This is a genomic window from Polaromonas naphthalenivorans CJ2 (assembly GCF_000015505.1).
In the GTDB taxonomy this organism is placed as follows: Bacteria; Pseudomonadota; Gammaproteobacteria; order Burkholderiales; family Burkholderiaceae_C; genus Polaromonas; species Polaromonas naphthalenivorans.
The window spans coordinates 1,225,242-1,239,142 of the sequence record NC_008781.1; the positions used below are offsets into that span (position 1 = coordinate 1,225,242).

A 13,901-nucleotide genomic window follows, 5' to 3' on the forward strand; every position below is an offset into this window, starting at 1 on the left:
TTTCCCGGCCTCAGTCGGTGATGCCGTCGGCGCTCAAATGCAGCACCCGGTCGGCGCGCGCCGCGGCGGCGACTGAATGCGTGACCAGCACCATCGCCGCGCCGTGCTCGCGGGTCTGGGCGATCAGCGCGTCCATCACCCTGGCGGCGGTGGCCGGGTCGAGGTTGCCGGTTGGCTCGTCGGCCAGCAGCAGGCCGGGCCGATGCACCAGCGCCCGCGCAATCGCCACGCGCTGCAGCTGCCCGCCGCTCAGCTGCTGCGGCAGGCGCGACCCCAGTCCGCCCAGGCCGACCGCTTCCAGCAACGTTTGAACGCGCGCGTCGTCGGGCTGGCCCAGCAGCAACAGCGGCAGCGCGACGTTTTGCGCCACGTCTAGGTGCGGCAGCACATGAAAGGCCTGGAACACAAAGCCGACATGGCGGCGGCGCAGCAGCGCGCGCTGGTCGTCGCTCATCGCGCCCAGGTCGGCGCCGTTGAGCAGTACCGTGCCTTCGTCCCAGCTGTCGAGCCCGGCCATGCAGTTGAGCAGCGTCGATTTGCCGACGCCCGACTCGCCGACGATGGCGACGAATTCGCCGGGCGCCACGCTAAGGCTGACCTGGCTGAAGACGATGGTGTCGCCGTAGCGCTTGCCGAGCTGGCTGATGTTCAGGCTCATTGGAAAGCGTCTGTCCGGGCCTTCACCAGATCGAGCACCTGCTCCAGCGCCGTCGGGTCGTCGCAGGCCACCACGCGCCGCTGTGGCATGGAGCGCAGCCAGGTGATCTGCCGCTTGGCGAGCTGGCGCGTGGCGAAAACACCCTTGTCGCGCAGCTCGCTCATGGGGCTGGTGCCGTCCAGGGCCTCCCACGCCTGGCGGTAGCCGACGCAGCGCATGGCCGGCAAGTCGGGCGTCAGGTCGCCGCGCGCGCGCAAGGCCCTGACTTCATCGACAAAGCCCGAAGCCAGCATGGCGTCAAAACGCTGGGCGATGCGGCCGTGCAGCCAGGCGCGATCTGTCGGTTCAAGGGAAATAAGGGTTGCTGCGCTTGTCCCGCCTGCGTTGTCAGCTATGTTTTTGCTAGCGTTTCGCTGCTGGAAGAAAGACAGCGGCTGGCCCGACACGCGAAACACTTCGAGCGCCCGCGAGATACGCTGCGAATCGTTGGGCGCCAGCCGCGCGGCCGTGACCGGGTCCACCTGCGCCAGCTCGGCATGCAGCGCCGGCCAGCCTTTTTCAGCGGCTTCAATCGCCAGCACGGCGCGCACCGCCGCATCGGCCTTGGGCATCTCGTCCAGGCCGTCGAACAGCGCCTTGAAGTACAGCATGGTGCCGCCGACCAGCAGCGCCAGCCTGCCGCGCGCGCTGATCTGCGCGATCAGGCGCTGCGCGTCCAGCACGAACTCGGCCGCGCTGTAGGCATGCAGCGGGTCGCGGATGTCGATCAGGTGATGCGGCACGGCGGCCAGTTCTTCAGCGCTGGGCTTGGCCGTGCCGATGTCCATGCCGCGATAGACGAGGGCTGAATCGACGCTGATGATCTCAACTGGGACATGTTCGGCAATCGCCAGCGCGGCGGCGGTTTTGCCCGACGCGGTGGGGCCGGCCAAGGCAATATAAGAGGTGTTCGGGGGGGATGCGCTGTGCGCCGGTGCAAAGGAAACGGACATGCGCCCGAGGCTACCAGAAAGGCGCGCCGGCCCCGGACCCAAGGCCTACCGCTGGGTGACCAGCGTGCCCGCCGCACGGGCGCCGAACAGGTCGGCCAGCGCCACGCGGTATTGCGCCTGCCCGAGCGTGTTGGTGTTGAAGTGCGAGCCGCCCTCGACCAGCACGAAGGCCTTGGGCTGCTGCGCCGCTTCATACAGCTTGCGGCCCAGTGACGGCAGGATCATGGTGTCTTTCGTGCCATGCACGACCAGCAGCGGCGAGCCCAGGCGGGCCACTTTTTGCACCGACTCGAAAGGCTGGGTGATCAGCGCGCTCAGCGGCAGCCAGCCCCATTTCATGGTGCTGACCACATCGGCGATGGAGGTGAACGTGCCCTCGACAATCGTGCCCGCCTCGTCATGGACGCGCGAGGCCAGCTCGATGGCCACCGCGCCGCCCAGCGAATGGCCGAAGATGTAGCGCGGCTGGCCCGGATGATGCGCGGCCAGCCAGCGCCAAGCGGCCTGCGCGTCTTCGTAGGCCATGTTTTCAGACGGCAGGTCGGGCGAGCTTTTGCCAAAGCCCCGGTAATCGACGGCCAGCACCGAAAACCCGAGTTCCTGCATGCGGCGGATGCGCGGCGCCGAACCCTCGACATTCCAGCGCGCGCCGTGCAGGTACAGCAGCAGCGGGGCCTTGGCGCCGTTCCAGCCGGTTTGCTGCTTGTCGGCCGGCAGCCACAGCCCGTGCAGTTTCACCGGGCGGCCGGTGGTTGTCGAATCAAAGCCGATCCAGACATTCTGCATGTCCCGCGCCAGTTCGGCGCTGCCGCCCCAGCTGCGGTCGCTGGGCTGGAAGATCCAGCCGCGCTGCTGTTCATCGAGCGTGGCGCAGCCGGCCAGAATCGCGAATGTCAACAGCAGGGTGGAAAGGATGGGCCAGTGTTTCATGAGATGTCCTGATCAGTTTCACCGCAAATAGTTCGCCATCCGGCATTTCCCTAGTGATGGCCCATGGCGCTAGCGCCCGCGCAAAAACAGGCTGTCGAGTTCCTTCAGGCTGAGCTGGCGCCAGGTCGGCCGGCCGTGGTTGCACTGGTCGGAGCGTTCGGTCGCTTCCATCTGGCGCAGCAGGGCGTTCATTTCATCAACGGTCAGCCGCCTGTTGGCGCGCACCGCGCCGTGGCAGGCCATGGTGCCGAGCAGCTCGTTCTGCGCGCGCTGAATCACGGTGCTGGCGTCATGCTGGGCCAGTTCGGCCAGCACACTGCGCGCCAGTTCGACCGCGTCGCCCGCAGCCAGGCTGGTCGGCACGGCCCGCACCGCCAGCGTTTTGGGCGAAAAAGGCGTGATCTCCAGTCCCAGCAGGGCCAGCGTGTCGGTTGAGGCTTCAGCCGTGGCCACTTCCTGCGCCGTGGCGGCAAACGTCGCCGGGATCAACAGCGGCTGGCTGGCGATGCGCGAGGCATCGAACTGGCTTTTCAGCCGCTCATAGACGATGCGCTCGTGGGCCGCGTGCATGTCCACGATGATCAGACCCTGGGCGTTTTCGGCCAGGATATAGACGCCCTGCAGCTGGGCGAGGGCGCGGCCCAGCGGCCAGTCGCCCTGGGGCAGGCTGCTGGTTTCAGGCGGCGCGCTGGCCTGCGGGTTTTCCGTGGGGGCAGGGGGCGCACCCGGCATCGGGCTGCTGGGGGCCGACGGGCGGCCTGTTCCCGGCGGCGCCGGCCACAGGGCTTCAAAGTCCGAGGCGTGGCTGCCCTGGTTTGCTCTGAAATTGATAGCTGGTTGCGCCCATCCCTGTTGCGCAAATGCCTTGTTTGATTCAAACATACCGCCAACGACCGGCTGCACGGCGCTTTCGGCCGCCGGTTTGTCGGCAAGGGCCGCGCCTGCGCGCGGCGCGGCCAGCGCATCCTCGGTCGCGTGGCGCACCGCCTGATGCACCTCGCGGCTGTCGCGAAAGCGCACCTCGATCTTGGTCGGATGCACGTTCACGTCGATCCGCGCCGGGTCGATCTCGACATACAGCGCATACACCGGCTGGCGCTGGCCGTGCAGCACGTCTTCGTAGGCGCTGCGGGCGGCGTGGCTCAGCACCTTGTCGCGCACGTAGCGGCCGTTGACGTAGGCAAACTGCTGGTCGGCGCGCGTGCGGGCGGCGTCCGGAATGCCGGCCCGGCCCCAGACGCGAACGGCGGGCCGGCCATCGGCGCGGCGGGCGCTGCTTTCGTAATGCACTGCAATCGACTGCTCGACGAACTCCGCGCCCAGCACGTCGGCCAGGCGCTGGTCGTGGTGCGGCAGGCTGTGCTCGCCGGCCAATGCGCCGCTGCAGGCGCGCCACTGCTCGACCAGCTTGCCCTCGTGCCAGATGGCAAAACCCACGTCGGGCCGCACCAGCGCATGGCGGCGCACGGCGTCGATGCAATGCGCCAGTTCGGTGGCGTCGGTCTTCAAGAATTTGCGCCGGGCCGGCGTGGCGTAGAACAGCTCGCGCACCTCGACGCTGGTGCCGCGCGCGCGGGACGCCGGCTTGATCTCGCCGGTGCGGCCATCGAGCTGCCAGGCGTGCTCAGTGTCCAGTGTTCTGGACAGCAGGCTCATGTCGGCAATCGAGTTGATCGCGGCCAGCGCCTCGCCCCGAAAACCCATGGTGCCGACGGCTTCCAGGTCCTGCAGCGACGCGATCTTGCTGGTGGCGTGGCGGCGTAGCGCCACCGGCAATTCTTCGCGCGGAATGCCCAGGCCGTCGTCTTCGACCAGGATCAGCCGCACGCCGCCCGCCGACAGGCGCACCGTGACCTGCGTCGCGCCGGCATCGAGCGCGTTGTCCAGCAGCTCGCGCACCACCGACGCCGGGCGCTCGACCACCTCGCCAGCCGCGATCTGGCTGATCAGTTCATCGGGAAGGTCACGGATGGGGCGGCGCGCGGCCGGGTCTTGAGGCGTCATGAAGCGCCGATTCTAGGCGCAGCACCGGCTTGCCAGGCCGCCTTTACCGGGGCTCAGGCCCGTACACAGCCGCGATGCGGCGCACCCGGTTGAACCTGCAGTCAGAACACTTGCAGCAAGCGCAGGTTCAGCCGCGTGGCTTCCTTGAAGCCATTGCTGACGGAAACATCCCGCCCCAGCGTGGCCAGCAGTTGCGTCTTCGGGGTGACGAAGACCGCTGCTCCCAGCTGCAGCTTGTCAATGGTCGCGGCGGCGTCCTGGCGGCTGCCATCGAGCCTGGTTTCGCCGTTGCGGGTACGCGAAAGGCCAAGCCGCAGATCCCAGCCGGGCTGGAGCGCGTAACGCATGAAGCCTTGCACCTGGTAGGAGGCTGACTGCGTCAGCGCCTGGCCCGCCGGGTTGGCCCGGTCATTGCGGCCATATGCCGTCACATCGGCGGCCAGATCGAGCGTCAGCTTGTCACCCAGGCCCTGGATGTAGCCCACCTGCAGCACGTATTTCCAGCGGTTTTCACCCAGGTTCAGCGCCCTGGAGGTGTTGTAGCTGCCGGTAGGCGCAAACAGGTAGGGCGTGAAGCCCAGGTAGCGTTTGTTCTCGGGTTCATGGATGGTCCACACCGTCGCGGCAAGAATCAGGTCGCCCATGCCGGAACGCTGGCCCAGCACCGGAGCCAGATCGCCAGTGGCTTTGAGCTGGCCGAAAGGCAGCAGCAGTTGCGGGCCGACCCGATAACCCCCGACCGTGGTGAAGTGCAGCAGGCGCACGATGCCGATGTCTGAATCCAGTCCGTTGTTGCCGGGAAGCTGTTGTTTGTTGGCGTAGAGGCTGTTGCGTTCGGCGTGCTGCATGTAGAGCAGGCCCACGGTGGTGCCTTCTGGCAAAGCGGTGTAGTCGCCAGCGTCGATGTCGATGGCCCGGGCCGCGCCGGCCAGCAGGGTGAGGCTCAAGCCCAGCAGCAAGCTATTGCGTGCGCGATTGGAAATTTTCGGAATATTCATGGTTGTCTCTTGTTGGTATGTTGTCGATGGGAAAGGGGCGCGGACCGCGCATCAGATGCGCTCGAAAATCGCCGCGATGCCCTGGCCGCCGCCGATGCACATCGTGACCAAGGCGTAGCGGCCCCCGATGCGCTGCAGCTCGTGCAGCGCCTTGACGGTGATCAGGGCGCCGGTCGCGCCAATCGGGTGGCCCAGCGAGATGCCCGAGCCGTTCGGGTTGACCTTGGCCGGATCCAGCCCCAGGTCGCGCGTGACGGCGCAGGCCTGCGCGGCAAACGCTTCGTTGGCCTCGATCACGTCCAGGTCGCTGACCGTCAGGCCGGCTTTCTTCAGCGCCAGCTGCGTGGCCGGCACCGGGCCGATGCCCATGTACTTCGGATCGACGCCGGCATGCGCGTAGGCGACCAGGCGGGCCAGGGGCTTGAGGCCACGCGCTTCGGCAACGCCCGCTTCCATCAAGACCACGGCGGCGGCCGCGTCGTTGATGCCCGAGGCGTTGCCGGCGGTCACCGTGCCGTTTTCCTTGACGAACACCGGCTTGAGCTTGGCCATGTCGGCCATGGTGCAGTTGGGGCGGAAATGCTCGTCCGTGTCGTAGGCGACCTCGCCCTTGCGGCTTTTCAGCATCACCGGGACGATCTGCTCCTTGAAGTAGCCCGCCTCGATGGCTTTTTGCGCGCGGTTGTGGCTTTGCACGGCCAGCGCGTCCTGCTCTTCGCGGCTGATGCCGTATTTGGCGGCGATGTTCTCGGCCGTCACGCCCATGTGGATGGTGTGAAACGGGTCGTGCAGCGCGCCGACCACCATGTCGATCATCTTGGTGTCGCCCATGCGCGCGCCAAAGCGCGTGGCCAGGCTGGCGTAGGGGCCGCGGCTCATGTTCTCGGCGCCGCCGCCGATGGCGATGTCGGCGTCACCCAGCAAAATCGACTGGCTGGCCGAGATGATGGCCTGCAGGCCCGAGCCGCACAGGCGGTTGACGTTGAACGCGGGCGTGCCTTCGGCGCAGCCGCCGTTGACCGCTGCCACGCGCGAGAGGTACATGTCTTTCGCTTCGGTGTTGACGACATGGCCGAACACGACGTGGCCGACATCCTTGCCTTCGACGCCGGCGCGCGCGAGCGATTCGCGAACGACCAGCGCGGCCAGTTCGGTGGGCGGCGTGTCCTTCAGGCTGCCGCCAAAGGTTCCAATGGCGGTGCGCACACCGCTGACAACGACTACTTCACGGGTCATGGGAGTTTCCTTAATCAAATATTTTTTGCATAAGCCATGCGTTCACACGCGGCTGTTGGGGCTGTTGGCGGCGCGAAACCGGCGTGGCTGGATCACCCAGGCGTCGTGCCCGACCGCATCCGGCGCCGTGACCGACACGCGCCGCGACAGCCAGCAACGCGTTGGCAGCGTCCAGTCGGTCGCGCTGGCCCGCAGCGCGGCGCGGTCGCCGGGCAGATGGGCCAGCGCCGTGCGAATCGCGTCGATGTGTGCTTGCTCCAGTTCGCGGACGATGAAGACCAGCCGCCCGCGACCATCTTCGAAAGGACTGTCCGTCGGCCAGGCCGTCAGGTGAACCGGGGGATAGGCCAGGTCTTGCACGCATTGAATGACCTGCGGGCGCGGCTCGCCCTGCAAGCGCAGCAGACCCTTGACGCGCAAGAGCCCGGCAGCGTGCTGGCGCAGGATCTGTCCCATCACCACCGAGAAGCCGTACCACGGCACGGCCTGCTCGAAAGTAACGACGAAGCTGCTGACGCGCTGGGTGTGCAGGACCGGGACGCCGCGCTGGCGCGGCGCGCGCGCATGCTTCAGGTAGCGGCCTTCGCCCACGGCGCCGGCTTCCTCTTCGATTCCGAACCAGGAGCCCAGGCTGAGCGGCCTGTCCGTCTTGCCGTAGATACCGGCACCCGTGAGAACGCCGGGGTCCGCGATGCCGTGGCGCACGCGGACCTGCGTGGCGTGCGGGTTGAAGGTGCGCAACTCGTTTTCGAGCCGCTCCAGCTCGGGCGTGGTGGCCTGGTCGCATTTGCTGAGCAGCAGCCGGTCCGCCATCACCACCTGCCGCCGGGCTTCCGTGAAGTCGCGCAGCTGGGTCAGGCCGTGGGTGGCGGAGATGACGGTCACCACGGCATCGCACACATAGCGGGCGCGCACGAAGGGGTCTTCCATCAGGGTGTAGAGCACCGGCACCGGATCGGCCAGGCCGGTGGTCTCGATCACCACGCGCGTGATCGGTGCAATTTCACGGCGGGCACTGCGCGCGAACAGTGTTTTCAAGGCGGCCACCAGATCACCACTGATGCTGCAGCACAGGCAGCCCGACTCAAGCAGCAGCATCTGGTCGTTGACGGTGTCCACCAGATGGTGGTCAATGCCGATCTCGCCGAACTCATTGATCAGCACCGCGACGCCAGCCATCTCTGGCTGGTGTACCCAATGGTTGAGCAAGGTGGTCTTGCCGCCGCCCAGGAAGCCGGTCAGCAGCGTCACCGGAATGCGGTCCACCGGGGCCTTGTTCACGCCGGGCAGGACAGGAAGGGGCATGGCGGTCGCTCCCATCACGCCCTGGCCGCGCGGAGTCTGGCCACGGTGTCCAGCACCGCCTCGGGGCGCTGCCCCGGAACGATCTGGGCAAAGTGGAACTGGCCCGCGCCCAAGGCCGGCAGTGCCTCGCCGGTGGCGAACGCTTCGCTGATATCCAGGCCCAGCGGCAAAGCGCCGGCATAAACGCCGGGCTTCGCGATCACCGCATCGAAACCGGCCATCGCATCCGCCGGCATCTGGATGCCCGAAGGCAGGCGCGAGGCCAGCGACCAGCGATAGTGCCGCGCCACGTTGATCACCGAACGATAGCGCTCCAGGTCAACGGGGCCGAAAGCGCTGTCGCCGGGCCGCTCTTCGAGCAGCAGGCCCGAAATCGGCAGCGTGGACACCGAGCGGATCAAGTCGGCCAGGTACATCGCGCCATCCTCGACGGTGTCGGGGTCCAGCGCAGTCTCCGGGAGTCCTGCCAGCCGGTTGGCGTGATGCAGCCAATGACGCGGTGACGGCATGGCCAATACCAGCGGTGTCTGCCCGCGCAAGTACGCCAGCACCGCCACGATCACCTCGGTCAATACCGCCTTGGCCCCCTCGGGTTCGAGCAGCTTGCGCAGCGCGGTCGCGGGCCGCCGCCGATTGCCCAGGCTGCCCGCCAGCCCGCCGTGGCGCTGGCTCCAGGAGTCGTAGAGGTCGCCCACCTCGACCACCGCCACATCCGGCTTGAGCAAGGCGTGCGCCTGCGAGAAATAGGCCAGGTACTGCGCCGCGTTCACCCACGGGTCCGCGCCATCGGCACTGAGCAACACGCGCGTGGTGTAGGCTGCGGACTTCAGCCAGACACGAATCGCGCCATTGCCCGCCGAACCCGGCAGTTGCCCGGCGAACGGGGCGGTCATTGCTTTTCTTCCTTGAGTCCGCCCAGGGCGGCCAGGCGACTCTCCAGCTCGGCGATGCGCACATCCTTGGGGTTGGTCATGTAGTTGGGCTGCGGCTGGTCCGCCGGATGGGTCAGCTCGGGATGCCCGCTGTACAGCGTGCCCACATCGTCACCCCAGCAGCCGAAGTACTGCAGATGGGCTGGCGGCCGGGGCTGATTCCAGGTCTTGACAAACTCGGCATACGGCACGCCCCGCGCCCGGCGGGCCTGGCGCTCCTGCTCACGCAGTGCGGCCGTGGCGGCGTGGTCAATCGCCAGCGTGGCCGGGTCGAACTTCACCTTGTACAGGCGCGTGGCGACGCCGGGAGACATCAGTCCTTCCTCGATGTCCTTGACCACGGCTTCCGGGTCGCGTTCGAGCAGGTCGCCATACCCGGCGCCGGCCCCCTGGGAGATCATGAACAGCTCGCCGCGCTTGGAGATTTCAAAGCCCATGCCCATGTGGTGGGTGGTGTAGCTGGCCTCGTCAAACGGGCGCTCGTTCATGATTTCCTCGATGGAGTGCCTGAATTCGTGCGGCTTGTTGAGCAGCACGTCATAGACATCCACATCCTTGACCTTGCACAGCGGGTAGGTGCCGCAGGCATAGCCGCCGAACAGGCCTTGCAGGGGCGGAATCTTGGCGCCCTGGCAGACGGTCATGAAGCCCCACTGGTCGCTGTCCTTGGTCGCCACCATCATGGTGTAGCCCTGTCCGCCCCGGTACTTGCCGGGGGCGATGGCGTCGCGGGTCATCTTCTTGGAGACGAGCTGCAGGAAAGGCACTTCCTCCTCATTGAGTTCTTGCTCGCCAATGTCGGCCATGGTGGCAAAGATCGGCGCCAGGGCATGCTCGCCATCGCGGTCCGAGACCGCGCCGGCACCCATGCCGTTCAGGTCGGCGCACAGGTTGCCAAGGGTTTCGCCGTGCTGGCTCACACCGCCCCAGACGAAGGTGTTGATCATGTTGAAGGTCGGCGCGTGAACCTTGGTGTACTTTTCGGGGCAGCTGTAGAGAAACTTCGCCACCGCGTGCTGGCCGGCCGTGAAGCCGGTGAAGATGGACATCAGGCTCTGCGAGTTCGGCGCATCGTAGGAGCAGTTGACAATCGAGTGCGGATCGGTGATGACCTCGATGGGTGCAAACGCCGCCTGGCCGCGCGGCAGGTCCGGCCAGACGTAGCACAGGAACACCTGCGCCAGCATGCCCTTGAGACCGGCCACGATGGTGTTGGTGGCGCGGTTGGTGAATTCCGGGCTGGAGCCCCGGAAGTCAAAGATCAGCCGGTCGCCGGTCTTGGTGAGCTTGCAGTTGATCTTCACCACGCAGTTCTCGCGCAGGGTGGAGTCCTGGATGATGTAGGTGCGCACCGTCATGTCGGGCCAGGCGCTGACGCGGCGCTTGACTTCGGCCCGCACGTTTTCCATCGTCAGGCGCAAGGTGGAGATCAACGACTCGGGGCCGTCGGTGTTGAGCGTCTCCTCGATGCGCTGCTTGATGCGCAGGCAGGCGAACAGCTTGACTTTCATGTCCTCGTACTGCAGCTTGGGTTCGCGCACCGAGTTTTGCAGGAAGGTCAGGATGTCGCGCTTGATCTGGTAGTTCTCCACCACCTTGAACGGCGACATCTTCAAGCCTTCATCGCTCGGGCTCTCGGCCATCGAGGGCATGCCTCCGGGCTCAATGGCGCCGTTCTCGCCCTCGTGCACGGTGGAGGCCACCCAGCAGACCAGCTTGCCGTCGTGAAAGACGGGGATGATCATGCTCTGGTCGGTGTTGTGGACGTTGCCGTAGCGGGAGTCGTTGTGGATGAAGCCGTCCCCATCCCGCACACCTACCGTGGGGTCGTTGATCCAGTTCTTGATGATGAACTTGATGGGGTGATGCACCAGGGCCGAGAAAATCAGGACGCCACCGGCACTGGCAATGGCCAGGTCGCCCGAGGCCGAGTACACGCCGGTGATCACATCGCCCCACTTGGCGCCGGGGGCCGCGCCCATCTGCTCCACCATCTCGTAGCCTTCATCGCAACCGGCCTGGATGCGGTCCCGGATCTTGGCCACCGTGTGCGCATCGCTGACTTTGTGGATGCAGGCGTCCTCGACATCGGTGCGCGGCATGATGTCGTGGTTTTGCATGATCTCCGGGTCCGGCCCCAGAAACAGCGTGGTGTCGTTGAGGAATTTGCGGATCAATTGAATCTCGTCCGCGCTGGGCAAGGCCGTGCCTTGTGCTATTGATTTGTTGCTCATTTGGATGTCTCTTTGTAGGTCGGTGAAGGCTGGTCCGGTGCCTGTCAGGCACGCAGGAACCAGGAGGCGCCCTGGCGGGCGGCCACGAAGTTCCAGCCCGGATTCACCAGGAAAGTGGTGACTTCCGAGGCGATGATGGCGGGCCCCGCAATCTCGACGCCGGGTTCTATGGCTGCGCGATCCCACACCGGCGTTTGGACTTCGCCGGCCAGGCCCACGAAGTGGCAGGTGCGGTGCGAGCCGGGCCTGGGTGGCTTGATCCGATGAATGGCATCGACTGGCTTGATGTCCTCGAACTGCACTGTTTCGTGCTGCACATAGGCGGCGACGCGAAGCGTGTTGATGCGGATGCCCGCCTCTGGCGCCTGGCTGCCCTCGCCGAAGCGCTTGCCGTAATCTTCCGAGAAGCGGGCGATCAGCGCCAGCACATCGGACGGGCCATGCACCTCGTGTTTTGGAATCACGGCCGTGGTCTGGACCAACTGGTTGCCGTAGCGCATGTCCAGCTCCAGGCTGTGCAGAATCTGCTCGCGCGGCATGCCCTGGCGCAGCAGGTCTTGCGTGCCGAGTTCCTTCAGTTCCGCCACGATGCTGTTGAAGCGCGCGTAGTCGTCAAAAATGTGGCGCGTGTTCGAGTCGTAGAGCACCATGTACAGCGACTGCTCATGGATGTGCAACTGGTGCATATTGCCCGCCCCGACGGCGGAAAATACCGAGCTGAAGGGCGGTGCCAGAATCTTGTCGATGTTCAGGTTCTGGGCAATGCCGCAGCAATGCAAGGGGCCGTTGCCGCCGTAGGCCAGCATGGTGAAGTCCTTGGGGTCGTAACCGCGTGCGCGCAGTTCGGTGAAAAGGCCGTTGGCCATGTTGTCGTCCACCTTTTCGCGGATCAGCAGGGCGGCTTCGATCACCGAGCAGTCCAGGTCGTCGCACAGGGTGTCTTCGATGGCGGCGACGGCACGGCGCGGGTTCAGCGGGATCGACCCACCTGCGTAGTTTTTCGCATCCAGGTAGCCCAGCAGCAGGTCGGCGTCGGTGACGGTCGGCTTCATGCCGCCCCGGTCGTAGCAAGCCGGGCCGGGATCGGAGCCTGCGCTCTGTGGTCCGCACTTGACGGTCTCGTACATGCGGTCATAGCTCGCAATGGAGCCGCCGCCAGCCCCCAGGGTCACCAGGTGAACCATGGGCACCGAGACCAGCCAGCGGTCGATGACCGGGTTGAAGTCATAGTGCTTGACGCCGCCATCCACCACAATGCCGATGTCGTAACTGGTTCCGCCCATGTCGGTGGCCACCACATTGCCCAGCCCAGCCTGCTTGGCCAGGTGTTCAGAGGCGCCGATACCAGATACCGGGCCGGAGTGGATGGTCTGCAGCGCATCGGTGGAATTGAGCTGCGCCATGCCGCCCGAGTTGTGAACCACCAGCATCGGTTTTTCATAGCGGTGCGCACGCAGGTTTTGCTCCAGGGCGGACAGCGCGTGGTACATCGTCGAGTGCAGGTAGCCGTCCACCACCGCAGACGTGGCCCGCACATACTCGCCTTTGCGCCCTGCCACCTGGTGCGACAGGATGATCGGAATCGCACCCAGGAAATGGGAGGGATACTCTTCCTGCAGGATTTCCTCGATGCGCTGCTCATGCAGCGGACTGACCACCGAGTTCACCAGCGCGACCACGATGATTTCCGCGCCCATGTCCACCAGCGACCGGATCTGCGTGCGCACGTCGTCTTCGTCCAGCGGCATGACCAGCTTGCCCTGAAAATCCATGCGCTCGCGCACGCCGCGAATCATGTGCGGCAGCACCAGCGGATCAGGCCGCTGGGCGTTGGGCATGTCTTGCTGGCCCAGGTTGTCCAGGCCTTCGCCGTAGCCCCGTGCGCGGCTCAAGGGCACGGTGGCCTCAAACCCGGCGGTGACGAGCATGCCGATTTTCGGACCCTTGTGCTCAATCAAGGCGTTGGTGCCCAGGGTGGTGGCATAGCGCACCGAATCGACCTGGGACAGAATCGTCTCCAGCTCCAGGCCAAGAACCTTGTTGGCTTTGCCCAGGGCTTCGTTGAAGCCGAGCGCCAGGTTGTGGTGGGTGGTGAGTGCTTTGGCCTCGATGTATTTACCATCCCAGACCACGAAACAGTCGGTGAAAGTTCCACCGATGTCAACAGATACACGTCTCATGTTGTCTCCTGAATTTATGAATTGATTGATTTAGTGCTTGTGGCCGTCGCTGTCGCTGCTGACTGCCGGGCCCACCACGGTGTCCTTGATCTCCTGGCGCCGTGCCCACTGTTCGCGCATGGCGGGCAGGGAGGGTTCCATGTCATGCAGGGGCGGATGGCCGGGGATGGCATATTCGGTCTCGACCATCGTTCCGCAATGGGGGCAGTAGTACTCCAGAATGCGCACCCATTCCGGGTCCGGGCTGAAGGTGAAGCGGTACTGCTCGGGATCAATGATGGGCGGGTGGATTTCGCGCGGATCGCGGTTATAGACCAGCAGGCCTTCCTTGTAGCCCTTGGTGGCGGAACCAATCGAGTGATCGCAGACGCGGCATTCCCACTGCTCGGCATCCAGGTCCAGCCGCAAGTATTCAGTCATCAATACTTTCAT

General features: G+C 65.7%; 11 protein-coding genes. All 11 read right to left on the reverse strand.

Annotation, left to right across the window (positions count from 1 at the left end; all coding sequences use genetic code 11):
• Positions 1 to 10: 10 nt before the first annotated feature.
• Positions 11 to 658, reverse strand: a complete 648-nt coding sequence (locus PNAP_RS05780) for an ABC transporter ATP-binding protein (RefSeq protein ID WP_011800563.1) — start codon at positions 656 to 658, stop codon at positions 11 to 13.
• The gene (gene miaA, locus PNAP_RS05785) at positions 655 to 1,650 is read right to left on the reverse strand and encodes a tRNA (adenosine(37)-N6)-dimethylallyltransferase MiaA (protein WP_011800564.1); all 996 of its coding nucleotides are present in this window, start codon (positions 1,648 to 1,650) and stop codon (positions 655 to 657) included. The genes PNAP_RS05780 and miaA overlap by 4 nt, the downstream gene beginning before the upstream one ends.
• A 45-nt stretch (positions 1,651 to 1,695) precedes the next feature.
• Positions 1,696 to 2,580 carry an alpha/beta hydrolase gene (locus PNAP_RS05790; RefSeq protein WP_011800565.1) on the reverse strand — a complete coding sequence of 295 codons (885 nt, stop codon included), beginning with the start codon at positions 2,578 to 2,580 and terminating at the stop codon, positions 1,696 to 1,698.
• Positions 2,581 to 2,649: 69 nt separating this feature from the next.
• Positions 2,650 to 4,584, reverse strand: coding sequence for a DNA mismatch repair endonuclease MutL (mutL, locus tag PNAP_RS05795; RefSeq protein ID WP_011800566.1), 1,935 nt, complete (start codon positions 4,582 to 4,584; stop codon positions 2,650 to 2,652).
• Positions 4,585 to 4,685: 101 nt separating this feature from the next.
• Complete coding sequence (locus PNAP_RS05800; RefSeq protein WP_011800567.1) at positions 4,686 to 5,582, reverse strand: transporter; 897 nt, start codon at positions 5,580 to 5,582, stop codon at positions 4,686 to 4,688.
• A 51-nt stretch (positions 5,583 to 5,633) separates the two neighbouring features.
• Positions 5,634 to 6,818 (reverse strand): beta-ketothiolase BktB, encoded by a 1,185-nt coding sequence (gene bktB / locus PNAP_RS05805; RefSeq protein ID WP_011800568.1) that lies wholly within the window; start codon positions 6,816 to 6,818, stop codon positions 5,634 to 5,636.
• Positions 6,819 to 6,860: 42 nt separating this feature from the next.
• Complete coding sequence (locus PNAP_RS05810; RefSeq protein ID WP_011800569.1) at positions 6,861 to 8,123, reverse strand: CobW family GTP-binding protein; 1,263 nt, start codon at positions 8,121 to 8,123, stop codon at positions 6,861 to 6,863.
• A 14-nt stretch (positions 8,124 to 8,137) separates the two neighbouring features.
• Positions 8,138 to 9,016, reverse strand: a complete 879-nt coding sequence (locus PNAP_RS05815) for a hypothetical protein (RefSeq protein WP_011800570.1) — start codon at positions 9,014 to 9,016, stop codon at positions 8,138 to 8,140.
• Positions 9,013 to 11,289: a hydantoinase B/oxoprolinase family protein gene (locus PNAP_RS05820; RefSeq protein WP_011800571.1), complete on the reverse strand. Its 2,277-nt coding sequence runs from the start codon at positions 11,287 to 11,289 to the stop codon at positions 9,013 to 9,015. Before PNAP_RS05820 ends, PNAP_RS05815 begins: the two co-directional genes overlap by 4 nt.
• Before the next feature lie 44 nt (positions 11,290 to 11,333).
• Entirely contained in the window at positions 11,334 to 13,469 is a 2,136-nt protein-coding gene (locus PNAP_RS05825; RefSeq protein ID WP_011800572.1) for a hydantoinase/oxoprolinase family protein, read from the reverse strand.
• Positions 13,470 to 13,499: 30 nt separating this feature from the next.
• Positions 13,500 to 13,901: an acetone carboxylase subunit gamma gene (locus tag PNAP_RS05830; RefSeq protein ID WP_011800573.1), complete on the reverse strand. Its 402-nt coding sequence runs from the start codon at positions 13,899 to 13,901 to the stop codon at positions 13,500 to 13,502.